Source organism: Streptomyces sp. GL_148, assembly GCF_057834205.1.
This window is the reverse complement of record NZ_CM174396.1, coordinates 3,805,967-3,824,179: the sequence shown is the minus strand read 5'-3', so window position 1 is coordinate 3,824,179 and position 18,213 is coordinate 3,805,967. Positions and strand designations below refer to the sequence as shown.

Genomic DNA, 18,213 nt, shown 5'->3' with positions numbered 1-18,213 from the left:
TGTCAATCAGGCGATGGCGTCAGGATACAGAAAGATCGTGGCCTATTGCTTGTTCCGGGGGTTCACCGAAGCCGAGGCCTCCTTCGCCGCCCGCGACCGCACACGGATCTCCGCGATCGCATCCCTGGCCACCGACGACAACGGCGCCCCGTCGGAACGGACTTCGTTCAGCACCTTCTCGTCCCGGGCCCGCTCCCGCGCACGAGCCGCCTCCTTCTTCACCCGCTCCTCATCCGCCCGCTGCTGACGAGGACTCGTCCCGCAGCCACGGCAGGACCGCCCACCGCCCTCCGGGTGCGCCGAGCACCGCCCCGGCTCCTGCGGCGCTGCCGGGGTCTCCTCTGCTGCGGCAGCGGGCTCCCCAGCAGCGCCAGCTGCGGGGGTTGGGGGGTTCTTCTTTGAGTACTTGCTCTGGTTACTACCTATAACCCCGGGCGAACCAGCGGCCGGAGAACCAGACCCCGGGGAACCGAACCCCGAAAACCCGGTTTCGGTGCCGACCTCGCCCTCAAGGTTCGGCCCGGCCGGACTCGGCCCCGCCGGAGCCGGGCCCCCGGCCTTCCGCCGGCGTGCCGCCCGCCGCTGCTCCGCCTCCCGGAACTCCTCCGCCGCCCACTCCTGCGCCTGGTCGTAGACCTCGGTGACCCGATGGAACGTGCCGTCCGCCAGGCGCTCGGTCACCACCCGGTAGTACCCGGCATCCCGCAACTCCCGCAGCGCCGTCCTGACCGCCTCGATGCCCTCCTTGCCCGCTTTCGAGATCCGATCGGCGGCAACCTTCCACGAGTCCGGCTTGGCCAGCAGGTACGCCAAGATGCCCCGGGCCCGGAAACTCAACCGCGCATCCTCGAGCGTGGCCGTCGGCAGCACGGTGTACCCGGTGCTGAGGTGGCGGCGAAGAATGGTCACGGGGAGCCTCCAAGGGCATATGAGCGGTGTAGCTGGGTGCGTTGGGGTCATCGGCCGCCCCGCACGCGCGAGGCGGCCAGGGGTGCCATCAGGCGGCCGGACGGGCCTTCGAGACCTTGATCGACCGGGGCGACTTCTTGCCTGGCGCCTTGCGCATCGGCACCGTCATGCCGGCGCGGCGCATGATCCGGACCATCGCCTCCTGGTCGGGGACCATCGGCACGGCAAGGTCGGCGTCCTCGAACGCGCCGACCATCGCCTCGACGTCGGCCTCTTCCTTGTCCTTGCCGCCCTCCCACCCGAGATGGTTGGGGCCGTAGTTGCCCTCCGGCGAGTCGTCGACCATGGCGCGGACGAGCTTCTTCACCTGGTCCGCCTCCCTGCCGCGCTCGCAGGCGCGGACGTAGCGGTCCAGGGCCTTCGCCCGGTCCTCGTCGTCGTGAATGAGCAGGGTCTGTGCTGGAGTCCCCGGGGCCGCGTCGGGCCAGCACGCGGAGAGGAACGCGCAGTTGTCGCAGATCGCGGACAGCTGCGGCCCGTCATGGTCGCGGCGCAGCTCTTCCGGAGCCGGGGCCTCGATCACCCGGTCCACCCACCAGCGCGCCTCCGCCGCCAGCCACTGGTCGAACGGGAACTCCTCGACGTGCTCCTCGCCCGTGTCCCGGTTGACGAACCGGAACCGGATCCGCTCGACCTGTACCGGCCCGAGCCGGTGCAGGTACCGCTGACCGGGGATGTCCGCGAAGCCCACCGTGCACAGCAGGCTCGCGTACAGCAGGACCTGCCGCATCTCGGCGGCCGTGGGCCCGAAGCGCACGACCCGGTCCCAGATCCGGCCCGACTTCGTCTTCACGTCCTCGACCGTCAGTTCCGCGGCAGCAACCTTCGGCCGGTGCCGCTTCGGGAGGCGCCCGGCTGTCGCCGCGTCCAGCTGCACGACATCGATGTGCCCGCGGATCGTGTCGTCCTGGACCGTCCGCTCCACCAGCCACCCGTACTCGCGCCGCGCGTCCTCCAGCAGGCCCGTGTGGATGTACGTGCCGAGGATCGCGGTCTTCTTGTCAGGGGTGTTGGTCCGGGCAGTGCCCGCCAGGATGTACCCGGCCCGGCGCATGCAGATCGTGTCCGACGCCCCCAGCTGGGTCTGTACCGACCGGGGCCGGCGTGCATCGGCGGCGTGCGCGGCCTCCCAGATGGAAACCTGCGAGCGGGCGCGGGGCCTTATGGCCGTTGTGGTCATGAACAAGCTCCAAGAGGTGCGCCGGGCCCGCCCGAGGCGGGCCCGGCGAAGCGAGGTGGGGGAGGGGATCAGGCGGCTTCGTGTTCGTCGAAGGCCGTTCCCGGCGGTGGCTCCTCGCCGTCCTCGGCTGCGGCAGCCCGCAGGCGCGCGGCATCGCTCGTCGGGCCCACGAGCGGCTTCGGGTTCTGCAACGCGACGGCCTTCTGCTCGATGGAAGCCCGGATCACCAAGACCTCCTCGCGGCTGAGGTTCTCGGTCCCCTCGATCTGCTTCCACAGCTTCTTCAGCTCGCCCACACCGGCAGCGGCCGCCTCGTTGACCTTCGGCAGCCACGCTTGCGCGAGGTCACCCGTCAGTTCGGGTGTCGCCCTCGGCTGGTTGTGGATCGCGCAGCCCATCCACCCGAACACCAGCTGCTCGATGGTCAGGTCCGGCGCGTTCTTCGGCTCCCCGCCGCGCGGCACCTCGAACTTCAGGGAGCGGGCGCCGATGATCTGGGGGTCCTCGTTGCGGCGCAGCCGAACCCAGACCGTCGAGTCGAAGGCGAGGGACTTGTGGCCCTCGACCCGCCAGTCCTTGGTGCGGGGGATCGGGTCGCCGTTGCCGTCGACGGCAGTGACCTCCTTGCCGCGTGCGAGAAGGATCACGATGCCCGGCATGGTGCGGACGAGGTACATCACCTTGCTCCACCGCTCGGCGGCGTCGTTCCACAGGTTCATGGACGGCTTGACCTCGGCGTCCGGGTCCTTCCGCAGCTTGTTCTGGCCCGAGATCGAGCGCCTGGCCCGATCGTTGGTCCAGTTCACGAGCATCCGCCACAGCATCGACACCGAGTCGATGACGAGGACCACCGGCTTCTCCTTCGCGGCGGCCGCCCGTTTCGCCTCGGCGTGCACGGCCTCGATCTGGCCGAGGATGTCGCGGTAGCTGCCGTCGTGGTCGATGAGCAGGTAGTCCGCGCCGGGCACGTTCACGTACTCGTCGGCGGTGTCCTCGCCGAGCTCCAGCCAGTACGCCTGTCCGGTCTTCTTGGATCCGGTGAACGTGGCGGCCGTGTGGCTCTTGCCTGCCTTCTCCTCCCCTTCGAGGAGGATCACCGGCCAGGGGATGACACCGGTGGGCTTTCGGGTGCGGAGCTTGGGGACGGGCTGGGTGGGCATGAACTACTCCAAGAGGTGTGATGTGTAGTGGCCTATTTCAGGCGCTGCGCAGGCCTCGGGTCTCGAAGACCGACGACCATTCGGGGTGCCGCTCAAGCAGTAGGCGGGCGTAGCGGGACCGGTAGTCGTTGTTCAGCTTCCAGACGTCGCCCCTGGTGGCCCTGCCGTACTCGTAGCGCAGGACCTCGAAGAGCATTCCGATACCGACGCGCCTCAGGCCTCGGTCGACGCAGTCGGCGGTCATGGCTTCCAGCTTCCCGAGGATCCAGGGGTTGAGCTGGTGGAACGCCTCGAAGCGGTCCTGGATGCTCAGCGGTTCGCCGGCCCGGTCCGGGTGGCGCAGCGGCGCCATCGGCAATTCGAGCTGCATGGAAGTCATGAACTTTCCCCCTCTTGTAAGTAGTGGCCTATTTCTACGTCACTCCGGCGTGGTGGATCAACCGCATCGCCCTGCCTATATCGCAATTCTACTATCCATTAGGGGGGTGTCAATCAACACCCGGAGAGCCGAGACGCCCGGCCGTCAGCGCAGGCTGAGCGGCAGCCTGCGGATGCGAGCCCGAACAAATGCCGCAATGCTGGATCCGCCGATATCCGTAAGGAGAGCCGCCATGTCGATGCTCGACAAGCTCAAGGGCCTGCTCAAGGGCCACGAGGACACAGCCCGGCAGGGCGTAGAGAAGGCCGGAGACGCCTTCGACGCGAAGACCCAGAACAAGTACCAGGGCCAGACCGACATGGTTCAGCAGAAACTCAACGAGCAGCTCGGCACGGACAAGCCCGAAGGACGCCCGCCGCAGGCGTAAGACAACGAGAACCGCCCTCGCCGGTCCCGCAGGACACGACGAGGGCGGCCGCCCGCGACGAAGGCGAGACGCCTACGCCTCGGAGTCCTCCGCCACGGCCTTCTTCCCGCGCGCCTTGAACGACGACCCCGGACCTTCGTACGTGCCGGTCCGCAGCCGCTCCGCGACCGACTCGTTCAACTTCCACTCCCCAGGGCTGCGGCGGGCCTCCGCGGAAACCATCACCGTGTGCTCCGCACCGGCGAGCACCGTGTCCAGCAGCCACAGCGACGACCCCGACAGCGAGTAGTCCGCCGCCGGCAACTGGCCGCGCGCACTCGTCCGCGCCGCCTGGCTCACCTTCACCTGGCTCACGCCGAACAGCTCCGCGTACTCCTGCGCGCCGACCAGAGGCGGCAACTCCGCAGCCTTCATCGGCTTCGACGTCGCACCCTGCTCCTCGACGAGCTTCTCGAGCAGGCCCTGATCCAGCTGCCGGCCACGGCTCCCCGGCGGAAGCGCCAGGTCGATCACGAGACCGCCCGGCCAGTACGGCTTGCCCGAGACGATCACCGCGTCCTCGTACGAGAGCACCCCGCCAGGAACCCACCGGTCACTCACGGCCGTGGGGGCGATGCCGTACACCTTGGCGATCTCCTTGCGGCCCATTACCAGCGGCTTCGCCACGACAACCCCACCTCTCTCCCGAATCTTCCATAGCAGAATACGGGTAAAGCGGTCGGGCTGCACACGGGCCCCGGAAGCGTCCCCGCCGCGCCGTTAGACTGGGGATCACACTTTCCAAGAGGTGTACGGAAACGCCCCCGCCAATCAGCCGATGCTCGGGGGTTTTTCCGTATCCGGCGCCACCAGCCGCGCGACCGGGACGCCCAGGCACTGGACGTATCCTCTTCTGCCCGTTTCCATCGAGCGGCAGCGACCTGCTACGACACCTCATGCTCCAGGTAACAGGCCGTCCCCGTCCGCCGGGCATAGGCCACCGCGCACAGCCGCCGGTAGCCGGCCGAACCCATGGCACGCCCCCAGCCCGACAACGCGAGAACCTTCACCTCGCTGTGCTCGTCGGGGTCGAGCACGATGCTGCCGATCTGCTCATCCGTGAGCCGCCCGCCATCGAAGACGAACCCGATCTTGTTGACGGTCCAGTCACCCAGCGGGGGAAGGAAATGCACCGCCAGGAGCTTCGGATCACCGCCGAAGGTGAGACCGGTCTCCTCTAGCGCCTCACGCTGGGCACACTGCCAGGGGGTTTCCCCTTCATCCTGGTTGCCCCCCGGCCATTGCCAGACCTCAGGATTCCGGGCCGCACGTAACTGGATCGGCCGGTCCCGCTCGTCGGTCACGAAGAAACAGGCGTACGCGGTCGCCTTCGGGAGGGTGGCGATGTACTCCTCCGGCGGGAGCCAGACGCCGCTCACGGCGCCTCCACAGAGACCGCGTCATCGAAGGTCGGCTGCTGAGGCAGGAACCGGCTCGACTTCTCCGCGATCTGACGGGCGAAGTAGTCAGCCGCGTCCGGGCGCATCCGTGCGAGCGCGACCAACGCCGTGATCGCTGTGTCCGCCACCTCGGCCTGCACGTCCTCCCAGGTGCGACTGCCCCTTGCGCGGATTGGTTCCCCGAACACCTACGACGGCCTGGGCCGCCTCCCCGAACTCCTCCCCGATCTTGAGGACCTGCAAAGTCCACTGCTCCTCGATGGGCAAGGATCGCCCGGAGTCACCGGCTTCGAAGGTGGCGGCCAGCTCGGTGATCGTCTTCCACAGGTCTTGCATGAGTTCCTCGTCTCGTTTCGGGTGGGAAGGGTCAGGTGCGGCGGTGCCGGCCGCGTCCAACGCGCAGCGGCAGCGTGCTGTAGCCGGGAACGACAACAGCCTCTGCCGGAGCGGTCGGGGCAACGAGCCGTCGTGCAGCGGCGTAGTCGGGGACGATCGTGACCGGCTCCCAGACGAAGCCGTCCCAACGTTCGATGCCCCTCGGCTCCTCGGGCCGGACGTGCCCGCCGCGGGCCGGGCCTTCGGCCAGAGAGACCGCCCGGAGCTCGCCGACCTTGCGCCTGCGGTCATCTCGACGAGCAGCCCACGCCTCCAGCGGTTCGTCAGCCGGATCGGCGGAATCGAAGGCCATGACGGAACTCCTTGCTCAGTTCTGGGTTCGGGGAACGGGAACGACACCGGGGCGGTCGCTTTGCAGCTCCATGAGCTCGCGGAACAGGCCGGGCTGCGAGCACAGTTCCGGATAGGTGCCCTGCTGGACGACCCGACCCTTGTCGAGGACGACGATGCGGTCCGCGATGGCCACGTTGGCGAGGCGGTGCGTGATCAGGACGATCGGCCGTTCGTTGGCGATGGCGCGCAGCCCGGTGAAGATGCGGTGCTCGGCTCGGGCATCCAAGGCGCTGGTGGGCTCGTCGAGAACAAGGAACCCGATGCGGAAGAACGCGCGGGCGATGGCCAGGCGCTGCCACTCACCGCCCGAGGCCTCCTCCCCGCCGAACCACTGCTTAGCCAGGAGCGTGTTCAGACCGGACCGGAATCGGGCGATGACCTCCGAGGCGCCGGACCGCTCGGCCGCGATCAGAACATCTCCGTCATCCTCGCCCCTCGGCTGCCCCAAGGTGATGTTGTCGCGGGCGTTGAACGGCCAATGCGCGAAGTTCTGCGGGACGACCGCAGTGTTCGCCCACAGGCTGTGCGCCTCGTACTCCTTGATGTCGACGCCATCCCAGGTCGCCGAGCCGCTGTCGGCGAGGTATAGGCCGGAGAGGATCTTGGACAGGCTGGTCTTGCCGGAGCCGTTCTCTCCGACGAGCGCGAGGATCTCCCCGCGTCGGACCTCCAAGGTGACCTTCTCCAGGGCGGGCCGATCAGCACCGGGGTAGGTGAAGGACACGTCCTCGACCCGGACGACGGTCGGCGAGACGGCCTTCTTCGTACCCCGGGAGATGCGATGGCCGCCGGCCTGATCGGTGAAAGCGACCCAGTCGTCGAAGTAGAGCCCGGTGCGGAACAGCTGGGTGCCGTAGCCGACCATGCCGCGCAGCGCGCTGCCCACCGACCGCAAGGCGAAGACGGCGGTTCCTCCGGCCGCGATGCTCATGTGGCCGGTCGCGAGCAGAGCAAGGAGCGCCCCCCACATCAGGGCCGCAGACAGGCCTGACGCGCCGGCCCCGAGCAGGGCGTAGCGGGCGCCCCGGTGGATCGCCTCATCGGTGGTGGCGTCCACGCGGGCCCCGATGGCCCGGTAGCGGTCGAGGAGGAAGTCGGCCATCGTGCCCGAGCGGACCTGGTCGGCGGTCTCTTTGTCGGCGATGTACCAGCGCAGATGCCCCAGGGTGCGGCGTTCGGCGGCCAGAGAGCGCCCGGCTTCGTAGTGGATACGGGCTGCCTTCATGCTCGCGATGCCCTGCGGCAGGACGGCCAGGAGAAGGAGGGGCAGGAGGACCGGGTGCAAGATGAGGACCACGCCCGCGGAGGCGATGAGCGAACCGAGGCAGGACATCAGCTGCTGGGACTCGGTGATCAGATCGCGGGCCACATCCGCACCACGGTCGGCGTTCTCCCAGGCGTCGTTGAAGCCGGGATGGTCGTAGGCCACAAGCTCCGAGTTCACCGCGGCGCTCAGCATCTTGAGCTCCGCCTCCCGGGAGATGCGGGGAGAGAGCCGGTTGGAGATGTTGACGATCGCGATGCCGAGCAGGGCTCGCAGCCCGGCGGCGGCCGCGAGCAGCGAGATCGACGGCAGGGCCTCCTGAAGGCGGGCCCCGATGTCACCGGACGAGATCAGGGCGGTGATCGTCTTCGTAGTCGCCAGAAGCCCGGCGGCTTCAAGAACGGCCGAGACGGCCTGGCAGGCCAGAAGCAGGGAGACGGCCCGCCGGTCCACGCCCCACCCGAGCTGAAGGCCGCGGCGAACCAGCTGGGGTAACCGGCGCGTCATCGCCCACGTGGTCATGGGCCTGCCCTCCAGAGCGGCCAGGTTCCCAGGCCGGAACCGGTACTCCTCGTCGGCCCCCGGTTTCTCCGTCTCCTGATCGGTCACGTCACTCTCCATCGCTCTGCTGTTCTGGCTGGTCAGAATGTAGGAACGGGCCACCACGAAGGACTCGCCCGACCGGATTCCACCCGATCGAGTCCGACGCCTCCGACGCGCCGTTATATGAGGCTGGGGAGAACTCCAGGCGCCCACCGGCCAAGCCAGAACGCGGCCACGGATGACGCGGCGAGACCCTCGGTCGAGCCGTCATGGGGTATCAGCTCGGTTGGGGCGATGTACCCCTCGCCTGGATCGAGACGGATACGGAAACACCGCATCGCGCCCCCTGCGGCCATCAGCGCGCGCACGTCATCGGTGTGGGGGTAACGGCTGCGGTAGTCGGTGTGGACCGCCCGGCATACCTCCTGCGCGTCGAGGTCCCCGAGCAGGATGTACCGGGGGCCGGGCCCGAGGTTCAGGCAGAGCCGCCGCCGACCAGTGGCCTTGTCGGCGTAGGAGAGCCTGTCCCAGTTGTCGAGGTGAATGCCGATGAGACGGCCCACTTCGTAGTTGTCCGTGGTGGTGACCATGTCCGGCCACGCCGGGGCCTGGCCCAGGTGCAGGGCCTCCGGATCGCCCAGCGGAGCCACAAGATCCTCCAGGGCGCCGCCGCCGAGGTGTGGCGGACGGACGATCTCCACAATCCTCTCCGGGGCCGTCGAGGCGTCCACGGACAAGGCGCGCGTGAGGGCGTCCGTGAGGGGGCTCCAGGCCCCGCCTGGAACGACGGCGCCATCCTCGTAGCGGGCATCCGCGCGCGCGATGCGGACCTGCGTGTGCTGGCACCGTGCGCGTAGGGCAGCAGGATCATGGAACGCGATGTTCAGGGGCATGGCGTGGGTCCTCCAGAGCAACAGGTCACAGGTCGCCGCGGATCGGATCGCCGTAGCTGACCTCCAGGTCTGCCATGAGAGCCTGGGTGAGTTCGTCGGCTTGGGCGGGCGTGATGAGCACCTTGTTCAGGTGGGCGGCCCCCGCGACCTGGGAGAGGTCGCTGCCGCGGAGATCCAGACCGGTATAGCGGCCTTTGCCGAAGTCGGTCGATCGCAGCGAGCAGCTGTGGATCGCCGCCCCCGTCAGGTCACACTCCGTGAATGTGGCCTCATCGAGGCTGCACTCGGAGAATGCGACAGGGCCAGCCGCGCGTACCTTCTCGAAGGTGGCGTAGTCGAGTCGGCACTTCTCGAACAGGACGTTCTCAAGGCTCAGCCCGCCAAGCATCCCGCCCATGATCTTGCAGTCACGGAACACGACGCGGCTGAGCTTGCTGTCCCGCCACTGGAGCGAGGACAGGTCGCATCCGACGAACTCGACTCCGTTGACCCGAACATCGTCGAAGACGACCCGCTCCGCGCGTAGCCCGCTGATACGGCCGGTGACCAGCTGTGTCGACGCCAGCTCCAGGGAACGGACGTTGACGCCCATGTACTGGAAGTCCTGGACGATGCCGCGGCCGGCTTCCAGAGCGGCCACGTTGGTCAGGTACAGGCCGGGCTCTTCGAGATTGGGCAAGGTCACCGTGGTGTGACCGAAGGTGCGGCTCTCCATCGGGATGCTCCGTTCGTTCGGGCTGGGTGGGCCGCCAGACGGTGGCCCACCCAGTCGGTTCTACTTCTTGTTCCAGTTGTCCCAGGTCGCCTTGTTGTCGAAGGCCGGCGTGTTGTTCACCCAGGTCGGCCTGTTGTCGAACTTCGCGCAGGGCGGGAGCGGAGCCAGGGATATGAGCTCAAGGAAGCCCTCGGAGAGCTCGGTGACGCGGTCAGTGAGTGAGGGCGCGGGAGCGGACATGACGGGTGATCCCTTCGAAGAGTGCGATCTTGGAAGACGTGCAGTACCGGGTGCGACCGCCGTCGAGGCGGTGATCGTGTTCGAAGTACCGGTTCGCCGCGTGGCCTCCACCGCAGAACGCGAAGTACGGGCAGGCTGCGCGGCAGGAGTCGACCCCTGCCCACAACTCCGTCAACCAAGGCGTACGAGCCTCGGCTTCGGCCAGCAGCACGTGCAGTGGATCGCTCAGGACGTTGCCGGTGGTGAAGTCACCGAAGCGTGCGTCCTGGTAGCCGGCGAGTTCCGGCGACAGGAGTACGACACCGCCGTCATAGGCCACGGTTGGGAGGGGGTCCCACACCACGGTGGTGCTGCCGGCGTGGTCGCCACGGTTCAGTACCGTGCGGGCGAAGTCCAGAACCCGGGTCACCTCCCTCACCGGAATGCTCGGGCTGGCCTGCCAGGCGGAGGCCAGTGTTTCCCAGAACCGGACCACCTCCTCGGCGTCCCGCTCCTCTGTGAGGTTGGCGCCCTCCTGCTCCTCGATATTGACACCGACGGACGTGCAGCCCAGGTCCGCGAAGAACTCGTAGAACTCTCCGGCAAGGGCAGCGTCAGGCTCGGAGACGACCGCGATGGCCGAGAAGGGGATGCCGTGGCGCTGCAGCCGCTCGATGCCCCGCATGATCACGTTGAAAGCGGGGTGTCCGGCACTGGTGACCCGCTGGGTGTTCATGTGCGCGGGGCCGTCGATGCTCACGCCGACGCTCATGTCGTGCTCGATCAGGAACTCGCACCAGGCGTCATCGATCAGGGCGCCGTTGGTCTGAACGGTGTGCTTCACCCCCTGGAATGGAGCCATGAGCGCGGCCAGATGATCGCGGCCCGCCGCCAGGGGTTCCCCGCCGTGCCAGACCACCTCGAAGGCAGCGTTCGATCCCGCCCACGGGTTCACGGACCGGGCGACGGACTCCGCCACCGAGACGGGCATGAGGTGCTTGGTCTTCCGGAATGGCAGATAGCAGTAGGAGCAGTCGAGGGGAAGGCACTGGGTTGTGGGCTGCATGATCACCGCGCCCGGCGTCGCGGCCAGCCGCGTCACTGGTGGTCCTGGATCCAGTGGGCCAGCTGGTACGCGACCGCGGGCGAGCAGCTGCCCAGGTCGACGTAGAGCCGGCCCTCGGTGCTGCGTGTGCTGTGGATCGAGGGCAAGTCGATGCCGATTGAACTGAACGCTTCTGTCAGGGAGTCGGCCGCGTTGCCGGAGATGGTGTCTTCCAACGACGAGGGGGCGTCCTTCGTGCCCACGCGATCACCACCGATCTTGATGGGAGCTGTTTGGGGTGGTGACAGCATGGTGAGGTGGGGGCCGCGGGCTCAAGAAATTTGCAGGGGCTTGCAGCCGGTCATTCAAGTGCGTTGATCGCCTCGGTGATCAACGCGCGAGCTGCCTTGCCGTAGACGGCGATCCGGGCGAGCTCCGCGAAGATCCGGGCGTAGGTGGCCACTTCGGACGGCTGGACCAGCGTCACCTCGGCGGAGGCCAGTTCAATGACGACGCGCTCCCCGTCGTACACCCAGAATCCCTCGTTGGGCCACATCACCCGCTGCGCGCCCATCGGGATCACGCCCAGGCTGACCTGCTGCCACAGCGAGACGGTCATCAGGTGCCCGAGCTGGGCGGCCATGGTCTCTGTGTCCCCGAAGCGGGCTCGGAGCGCGGTCTCCTCCACCACGATGCCGAACTGGCGCCCGGCATCCCGAAGGACGGCGGCCTTGCGGACAGCACGCACCTCGGCGGCTTGCTCGGCATCATCAGGGATGTTCCAGAAATCGATGATCCGGCCCATGAGGGCCCGCGCGTAGGCGGGTGTCTGGAGAAGGCCAGGCACCACGCCCGGCTCGTAGATACGGAAGTGACGGGTGCGCTCGTAGCGTGGCAGAGCAGCCTCCTGCACCGGGGCGAGACCGTCACCGAAGACGCGCCGCCACTCCACGTACATCTCTTCAATGCTGCTCGCTGTCGCCAGCAGATCCGCGTAGTCCTCCGGGGCTCCGCAGTACTCCGCGTAGGTGAGCAGGTCTTCCTCGGTCGGCGACGACACAGCGGTCTCGAGTCGGGAGACCTTCGACTCGCTCCAGCCGGCACGGGCCGCGAAGGCCCGTGCCGTCTTGAAGCCGCCCGCTCGGCGCAACTCGCGCAGGCGCGCCCCCAGGCTCCGACGGGCCTCATCTACTGCGGGGAATGGGGACGCGGCCATGGGAGGAGGGCTAGCTGGGCTTGTAGTCGGCGTGCGGGACCGCACGCTCCCACACGGCTTCGAACGAGCGGCGGCAGAGGTCCAAGACCACAGGATCGGTGGTCAGCTCCCGCCACTCCGGCTTGATCGTCCCGTCGCCGGCGAAGTGCTGGACGAGGACCTGGGAATCGTCGAAGATCCAGAAATCGTTGCCCGGGAAGCCGATGCCCGTGGTGTTGCGGCGCGACAACCACCGAATGTCCTCACCCGCGGACACGTTGGCGTCGGAGATGAAGTGCTCCCAGCGGATGTAGTCGCTGTCGGGGGTGCAGAACAAGCGGGCTCTTCGGATAGCCACCCCACGAGCGGTGGTCTCCCGCACCAAGCTCAGCCAGGCCTGAAAGTCTTCGTCATCGGCAAGGAGATCTTCCCGCGAGCCGTCCCGCCACGCATCGAATGCGGGATCGGGCATGTAGGCATCCCGCATCTCCAGATGGACGGCGGAGTGCTGAGCGGAGGCCAGGAGCTCCCTAAACGTCGGCGGCGCCACGATCCTCCTTCTCGAAGAAGGCCACCATCCTGCGGGGCAGCTCGATCACGTCCTCGTGATCGGGAAGGGAGAGCTGGGCACGCCTCTCGGTGTCCAGGACCTTCCGGCCCTGCACCATGTAGGTGTCGCGCTCTTTGCCCAGGTAGATCGTGGGGCTGTCGCTCGCCTCGGGGCTCTTGCCACGGTCTTCCTGCTCGAAGAAGGCCACCATCCTGCGGGGCAGCTCGATCACGTCCTCCTGGTCGGGCAGCCCGAACTGGGCCCGCCATTCGGTGTCCAGGACCTTCCAGCCCTGCACCACGTAGGTGTCGCGCTCGTCGTCCAGGTAGATCGTGGGGCTGTCGCCCGTCTTGCTCTCGGGGTCCTTGCCAAGCATGCGCAGAGCCATGGTGCCCTCCTCGCTCGGGGTGCTGCCGGGTCACTCGGGTGAAATCCTTGCACTGAACTCACCTGTAACGCACGAAAATTGCGCCAGTTTGCAGGCGGCGGCATTTCGCCGAAAACGGACACGACTGGGCCCCGCTGCAGAACAAGCGCAGCGGGGCCCAGTCGGACGGCTCCTACATCGCAGAGGCGCCGGCGAGCTCCCGAGCTACCGCTTCGAGCCCGAGCGAGTTGGCACCCTTGACCAGGACCACGTCACCGGGCCGCAGCAGACGCTGGATCTCCTCGACCAGCGGCACACCCTGGTCGGCCTTCGAGGCGGTGAGTCCCGCGGCCTGCATCGCAGCCAGCATCCGATCCATGTGGGTGCGGCCGATGCCGATCACCTCGGCCGGACCGAGACGGACCACGTGCTCGGCCACCTTGTCGTGCCAGGCGTCCGCCTCGTCGCCCAGCTCCGCCATCTCCCCAAGGACCGCGACTTTCCGGCGAGTCGGCCCGGCGATGTCCCCGAGGGCGACGAGCGCGGCGACAACGGATTCCGGGCTGGCGTTGAAGGCGTCGTTGATGACGGTGACCCCGTCCGCCCGCGTGGTGACCTCCATGCGGCCGCCGCTGGAGATCTCCGCTTCGCGGAGCCCCTGGGCGATACGGTCCGCAGGGATTCCGGCTGCGATGGCGGTGGCAGCGGCAGCCAGGGCGTTCAGCACGTTGTGCCGGCCGTGGACCCGCAGGTCGATCCGACGCCGCATACCTCCGTGGACGAGCACGAAGTGCGGGCGCCCGTCGAGCTGGACACCGACCTGCTCCGCGCGGACATCGCAGTCCTCACCGAACCCGAAGGTGATGACCGTAGCCTCGGTGTCCCCAGCCATTCCGAGTACGAGGGGGTCATCCCCGTTGAGGACGGCGATCCCGTGCGCGGGCAGGGCCCGGACGATCTCGGCCTTCGCGTCGGCGATGACCTCGCGGGAACCGAACTCCCCGATGTGCGCGGAGCCCACCCCGAGCACGGTGGCGATGGACGGCCGGGCGACATCGCACAGGCTGTCGATGTGTCCGAGGCCGCGAGCGCCCATCTCCAGCAGGAGGTACCGGCTGTCCTTCTCGACCCTGGAGACGGTGATGGGGAAGCCGATCTCGTTGTTGAACGAACGAGGCGTCGCCACGGTGGGGCCGTCCAGCTCCAGGATGGACTTCAGCAGGTCCTTGGTGCTGGTCTTGCCCGCCGACCCGGTCAGCCCGATAACCGTGCCGGTGTAGGCGTCGGCCACACGCTTGGCGATCTGGGACATCGCGGCCAGTACATCCGGTACCACGAGGGCAGGAGCGCCGACGGGGCGGTCCGCGAGGACGGCGACAGCCCCGGCCTTCACAGCCTGCGCGGCGAAGTCGTGCCCGTCGAGCGTCTTGCCCTTGAGGCAGCAGAACAGGCTGCCGGGCGTGATCTCGCGGGAGTCGAATACCAGCGGCCCGGTGATGTGACTGCTGTGATCGTCAACGACGTCGAGGTGCCCGTTGGTGACGAGGGCGGCGATTTCCAGAGAGAGGGGGATCACGGGTGCTCCTACTGTGCGGGGCCCAGGACGACCCCCCGTCCGGCGAAGAACCGGCCGAGGTCCGTCCTCGGGACCTGGTGGAACTGCTGTGACTGCTCCGGGAACCCGGAGGGGTTGTGGATCGCGATGTGGTCGGGACCGGCGCCGACGGCGAGCACCAGGTGTCCGCCGCGCTGTGCCGGGCTGGGGTCGAGGGTTCGGATGGTCTTGTGCACGGAGAGCAGCACCAGGCGCCCGCGGGATACCTCGGCGTCCACCTCCTCGACCGACAGCTGGGGCCTGGTCTCGGCGAACAGGCCCCAGCGGGAGGCCACCCACGCGGCGAACGGTGCGTAGATCAGCCCGTGCACCTGATCGCCGTCGCGTACGTACGCTCCTGCATCAAGGGCCTCACGGACCAGCGGCACCGACGCGGGCACAGGCTGCCCGAAGTGCCCGAGCGCCATCCGTAGGCACGCCATGCCGCACATCCGAGGCGCCCAGAAGGCGTACTCCTCGGCCGTGTCGGCGCCGGATGACTCCCACAGCGGATCATCGGCCGCCGAAGTGGTGCCCAAGACGAACTCGGGCACCAGGGACGGCGACTCCCACTGGGAGAAGTAGGGGACATGGTGGGTCGTTGCAGCGGTCATGTCCCCACTCTGCCGCCGTCAGGGAACGTACGAGACCTTCGTGAACGCCGTGTCCAGCACTGCCTTGATCAGCTGGACGTACGACACGCCGGCCGCGGCGGCCATCGTGGCCAGGTTTCCGGCCTCGCTGAGCCCCGGAACGGTGTTCACCTCCAGCACCGGGCAGCGGCCGTCCGTGCCGATCAGGAAGTCCACGCGGCTCACCCCGTGCGCCCCGATCAGCCGGTGTACCTGCAGCGCGGTCTCCACCACCCGCTGCTCCACCTCCTCCGGCAGCTCGGCCGGGCAGGTCTCGTGGCGAAGGCCCCGGTCGTGCTTCGCCTCGTAGTCGTAGAACGCTCGATCCGTCTCGCAGGTCAGCAGCGGCAGCACGACGGGGCCGCCCTGGTCGAGGATGCCGACCGTGCACGGGGTGCCGTCGATGTACTCCTCGACCATGTACTCGGCGTACGGCTGGTCGCGCCGCGCCCGCAGCAGCTCAGTCAGCTCCTCTGCGGTGCGGGCGATGCCGGCGCCGAGGCTCCCCCCGCCGCCCGCGGGCTTCACGAACACCGGGTAGCCGAGGTTGAGCTCGACCGTCGTCAGGGTGGTCTCCACGGAGTGCTCCGTCAGCACCGTGATGGACTTGGGGGTGTCGATGTTCCGGGCCGCCAGCAGGGTCTTGAACGTCGGCTTGTGCATGCCGAGCGCGGAGGCCAGGACACCCGAGCCGGTGTACGGGATACCGAGCTGTTCCAGGAGGCCCTGAATCTTGCCGTCCTCGCCGCCGAGCCCGTGGCAGGCGAGCAAGGCGACGTCGATGCGTTCCCGCAGGCCTGCGCCGAGCTCGCGAACGTCGCCCAGGTCGATCATCTCGGCCCTCATGCCGGCGCCCGACAGCGCCTTGAACACGGCCTCGGCGCTCGCGATGGACCCGGGCCGCTCGGGAGAGTCTCCGCCGTACAGGACGCCGATCCGGCCCCCGTAGTGGGATTGGTCAGACATGTACGCTCCTGGTGATTGGGGTGTTGCTCCGATCGAAGGCGTCCCGGCCCGGTGCCGTGCCCGCGTACGCGGTGGAAGGCTGAGCGGGCCGCATACCCGCGCCGGGACGCCGTGGATGCCCCTTACGGGGCTGACTGATGGATGGTCTGTTCGTAGGCCGTGAGGTGCCCCATCGCCCACGCACGCTTGATCGCGTACGCAGGCCTGTCCGTAGCGTCCAGGGCGGCCAGGAGATCGCCGTACGTCTCGCGCAGGCGCCACTCCGTCCATCTCACCTGCGCCTGCATGTCCACGACCGTCAGCCCCTCCGCCAGGTAGCCAAGTACACGGACCTGCTCCTCGGTCAGGGGAACGGGCGGTTCGGGGTTGGGCCTGGACAGCTGACCCGACGCATAGGCCTGGTGGACCGAGGCTGTGGTCCGCACTGAGCCCGTCTTGAGCCGGGCGAACTTCAGCCGGGACTGAACCGTTCCGGGCCTGACGGACAGGCGACGGGCTATCGCCTGGATCTTCAGTCCCTCGGCCGCCAGACTCACCGTCTGGACTTCGCGTTCGGTCAGCCCGAACTGTGCAGAAGGACGCGCTGTGCCCGTCATGCCGCCCCGTCCAGAACGACACGTTGCGGCGAGGTGATGACCTGTCCGTCGGGCAGAAGCGTCGCGGCGTCGTCGTCGAATTTCACGACGCCGTTGCACAGAAGGTTCCAGCCCTGTTCGGGGTGCGCGGACACGATCTGCGCCTCTCCTCGGTTGCTGTCCTCAGCCCGCGGACACGGGGGAGAGTGAGGACAGGCCGGGGGTGGGAGCTGATCCACAAGAACGCCTTTCTGGCTGAAGGCTGCCCTGGGGCAGCGGGGGATGAGGGTGTCGGCGCAGGTCCGTCGCACCCGTGCTGTCGGTCTCAGGGGGCGAGGGTCAGCAGACGCAGGGCAACCCAGACGACGACGTACCCGGAGTAGAGGGCCATCGCGCACGAGGTGCCCGGTCCGAAGCCCGAGCGGTCCAGAATCCGAAAGGGGTGTCGGACCGCGACCCGGAGCCGGGGGAGCCTCTTCGTTGGTGAGTGCCGGGCTCCCTGAAGAAGGGAAGCGCCGTCAGAAGTTGGGCTGTGGCGTAGGGGCACGTCAGGCGTCCGGCGTCGGGCTGGCTTCCGACCGCGGGCGTCGCTTGTACGTGGACCACGGGCCGGGCTCACTGGCCGGCCGCATCTGTCCTGCCTGGGGTTGCTCATCAGCCTGTGCGAAATGCGGCATGGGCTGGAGATCTTGCGCTCTGGCCCATGCGGTTCGTGGGCTGCGGACCTCTAATCGTCCGGAGTGCGCGGAGGGCCGTAAGTCGTCGTCGTCAACCTCAAACACTCTGTCTCTCCTTGGAGATGGGGAAGGTGCACCAGGTGGTGGTGCCGTCTTGGCTGAACCCGAGCTTGCCGCCGGTGCTGTGGACCGTTTGAAGCACGATCCGCATTCCCCGTCCCCTCTCGGACGAGGGGTCTGCCGTGCGGACACGGGGGAGCTCCGAACTCCCGTCGCCGACGGCCAGCCGGAGGAGATCACTCTCGACACCGAGGCGGAACGTGATGACGGGGCCGCATCCGTAGCGCAGAGCGTTCGTCACCAGCTCGGAGGTCACCAGCTCCAGCGCGTCGACCAGGTCCTCCTGGCTGGCCAGCCGGAGCCACGCCTTGCACAGGAGGCGGGCGCGTCGGGGGAACATCGCGTCCACGTCGTCCACGGCGCCGGAACCCGCCCGTCTGCCACGGACCTTGAACTCAAGGTCAATGGCGCTCGGGAACAGGCGTCCTGTGCTCGTCGCCGGGTTCTCGCCGGGGGTATTGCGAAACGGCATGCCGCACCTCGTCTTGGTCGGTCGCGGTTCCGGGCAGCACGCGGCCCTGAGCTGCTGGAGGGCGCGCCACACACCGAGGTCACGCTGAGTCGATTCACTCGAA

Annotated in this window: 24 protein-coding genes; 1 reads left to right on the top strand and 23 read right to left on the bottom strand. The window is 68.2% G+C overall.

Annotation, left to right across the window (positions count from 1 at the left end):
- Positions 1-42 precede the first annotated feature (42 nt).
- The 4 genes from AC3IYI_RS17405 to AC3IYI_RS17390 form a co-directional block, all read right to left on the bottom strand.
- On the bottom strand, positions 43-909 hold the full coding sequence (locus AC3IYI_RS17405) for a hypothetical protein (protein WP_489411041.1): 867 nt from the start codon (positions 907-909) through the stop codon (positions 43-45).
- An 88-nt stretch (positions 910-997) separates the two neighbouring features.
- Positions 998-2,149 (bottom strand): PD-(D/E)XK nuclease family protein, encoded by a 1,152-nt coding sequence (locus AC3IYI_RS17400; protein ID WP_489411040.1) that lies wholly within the window; start codon positions 2,147-2,149, stop codon positions 998-1,000.
- A gap of 68 nt (positions 2,150-2,217) precedes the next feature.
- Positions 2,218-3,309 (bottom strand): AAA family ATPase, encoded by a 1,092-nt coding sequence (locus AC3IYI_RS17395; RefSeq protein ID WP_489411039.1) that lies wholly within the window; start codon positions 3,307-3,309, stop codon positions 2,218-2,220.
- Positions 3,310-3,346: 37 nt separating this feature from the next.
- Positions 3,347-3,688, bottom strand: a complete 342-nt coding sequence (locus AC3IYI_RS17390; protein WP_327303021.1) for a hypothetical protein — start codon at positions 3,686-3,688, stop codon at positions 3,347-3,349.
- 232 nt (positions 3,689-3,920) lie between these two features.
- Between AC3IYI_RS17390 and AC3IYI_RS17385 the strand changes: the two genes are divergently transcribed.
- Entirely contained in the window at positions 3,921-4,115 is a 195-nt protein-coding gene (locus tag AC3IYI_RS17385) for an antitoxin (RefSeq protein WP_327303020.1), read from the top strand.
- 72 nt (positions 4,116-4,187) lie between these two features.
- On the opposite strand, the gene AC3IYI_RS17380 is transcribed toward AC3IYI_RS17385, so the two are convergent.
- The 19 genes from AC3IYI_RS17380 to AC3IYI_RS17290 form a co-directional block, all read right to left on the bottom strand.
- Positions 4,188-4,781 carry a hypothetical protein gene (locus tag AC3IYI_RS17380; protein ID WP_489411038.1) on the bottom strand — a complete coding sequence of 198 codons (594 nt, stop codon included), beginning with the start codon at positions 4,779-4,781 and terminating at the stop codon, positions 4,188-4,190.
- 257 nt (positions 4,782-5,038) lie between these two features.
- Positions 5,039-5,533: an NUDIX domain-containing protein gene (locus AC3IYI_RS17375; protein ID WP_489411037.1), complete on the bottom strand. Its 495-nt coding sequence runs from the start codon at positions 5,531-5,533 to the stop codon at positions 5,039-5,041.
- Positions 5,530-5,682, bottom strand: a complete 153-nt coding sequence (locus AC3IYI_RS17370; protein ID WP_489411036.1) for a hypothetical protein — start codon at positions 5,680-5,682, stop codon at positions 5,530-5,532. The genes AC3IYI_RS17375 and AC3IYI_RS17370 overlap by 4 nt, the downstream gene beginning before the upstream one ends.
- Before the next feature lie 239 nt (positions 5,683-5,921).
- Positions 5,922-6,242 (bottom strand): DUF6087 family protein, encoded by a 321-nt coding sequence (locus AC3IYI_RS17365; RefSeq protein ID WP_489411035.1) that lies wholly within the window; start codon positions 6,240-6,242, stop codon positions 5,922-5,924.
- A 15-nt stretch (positions 6,243-6,257) separates the two neighbouring features.
- Positions 6,258-8,156 (bottom strand): ATP-binding cassette domain-containing protein, encoded by a 1,899-nt coding sequence (locus AC3IYI_RS17360; RefSeq protein ID WP_489411034.1) that lies wholly within the window; start codon positions 8,154-8,156, stop codon positions 6,258-6,260.
- 113 nt (positions 8,157-8,269) lie between these two features.
- Positions 8,270-8,983 (bottom strand): hypothetical protein, encoded by a 714-nt coding sequence (locus AC3IYI_RS17355; RefSeq protein ID WP_489411033.1) that lies wholly within the window; start codon positions 8,981-8,983, stop codon positions 8,270-8,272.
- A 25-nt stretch (positions 8,984-9,008) separates the two neighbouring features.
- Complete coding sequence (locus AC3IYI_RS17350; protein ID WP_489411032.1) at positions 9,009-9,698, bottom strand: pentapeptide repeat-containing protein; 690 nt, start codon at positions 9,696-9,698, stop codon at positions 9,009-9,011.
- Between the two features lie 60 nt (positions 9,699-9,758).
- Entirely contained in the window at positions 9,759-9,938 is a 180-nt protein-coding gene (gene amcA, locus AC3IYI_RS17345; RefSeq protein WP_422518430.1) for a multiple cyclophane-containing RiPP AmcA, read from the bottom strand.
- Positions 9,910-11,019, bottom strand: coding sequence for a cyclophane-forming radical SAM peptide maturase AmcB (gene amcB, locus AC3IYI_RS17340; protein ID WP_489411031.1), 1,110 nt, complete (start codon positions 11,017-11,019; stop codon positions 9,910-9,912). The genes amcA and amcB overlap by 29 nt, the downstream gene beginning before the upstream one ends.
- The gene (locus AC3IYI_RS17335) at positions 11,016-11,225 is read right to left on the bottom strand and encodes a hypothetical protein (RefSeq protein WP_489411030.1); all 210 of its coding nucleotides are present in this window, start codon (positions 11,223-11,225) and stop codon (positions 11,016-11,018) included. The genes amcB and AC3IYI_RS17335 overlap by 4 nt, the downstream gene beginning before the upstream one ends.
- 98 nt (positions 11,226-11,323) lie before the next feature.
- The gene (locus tag AC3IYI_RS17330; protein WP_489411029.1) at positions 11,324-12,178 is read right to left on the bottom strand and encodes a helix-turn-helix domain-containing protein; all 855 of its coding nucleotides are present in this window, start codon (positions 12,176-12,178) and stop codon (positions 11,324-11,326) included.
- 10 nt (positions 12,179-12,188) lie between these two features.
- A complete protein-coding gene (locus tag AC3IYI_RS17325) occupies positions 12,189-12,707 on the bottom strand; it encodes a DUF6879 family protein (RefSeq protein WP_489411028.1) in 519 nt (172 codons plus the stop codon).
- The gene (locus AC3IYI_RS17320; protein ID WP_489411027.1) at positions 12,688-13,095 is read right to left on the bottom strand and encodes a hypothetical protein; all 408 of its coding nucleotides are present in this window, start codon (positions 13,093-13,095) and stop codon (positions 12,688-12,690) included. Before AC3IYI_RS17320 ends, AC3IYI_RS17325 begins: the two co-directional genes overlap by 20 nt.
- Positions 13,096-13,267: 172 nt before the next feature.
- Complete coding sequence (locus AC3IYI_RS17315; RefSeq protein WP_489411026.1) at positions 13,268-14,650, bottom strand: UDP-N-acetylmuramoyl-tripeptide--D-alanyl-D-alanine ligase; 1,383 nt, start codon at positions 14,648-14,650, stop codon at positions 13,268-13,270.
- A gap of 8 nt (positions 14,651-14,658) precedes the next feature.
- A complete protein-coding gene (locus AC3IYI_RS17310; RefSeq protein WP_489411025.1) occupies positions 14,659-15,282 on the bottom strand; it encodes a cysteine peptidase family C39 domain-containing protein in 624 nt (207 codons plus the stop codon).
- A gap of 18 nt (positions 15,283-15,300) precedes the next feature.
- A complete protein-coding gene (locus tag AC3IYI_RS17305) occupies positions 15,301-16,266 on the bottom strand; it encodes a D-alanine--D-alanine ligase family protein (RefSeq protein WP_489411024.1) in 966 nt (321 codons plus the stop codon).
- A 122-nt stretch (positions 16,267-16,388) separates the two neighbouring features.
- A complete protein-coding gene (locus AC3IYI_RS17300) occupies positions 16,389-16,862 on the bottom strand; it encodes a helix-turn-helix domain-containing protein (protein WP_489411023.1) in 474 nt (157 codons plus the stop codon).
- On the bottom strand, positions 16,859-17,080 hold the full coding sequence (locus tag AC3IYI_RS17295) for a DUF5999 family protein (protein ID WP_489411022.1): 222 nt from the start codon (positions 17,078-17,080) through the stop codon (positions 16,859-16,861). The genes AC3IYI_RS17300 and AC3IYI_RS17295 overlap by 4 nt, the downstream gene beginning before the upstream one ends.
- A 535-nt stretch (positions 17,081-17,615) precedes the next feature.
- Positions 17,616-18,110, bottom strand: a complete 495-nt coding sequence (locus tag AC3IYI_RS17290; RefSeq protein ID WP_489411021.1) for an ATP-binding protein — start codon at positions 18,108-18,110, stop codon at positions 17,616-17,618.
- Positions 18,111-18,213 lie beyond the last annotated feature (103 nt).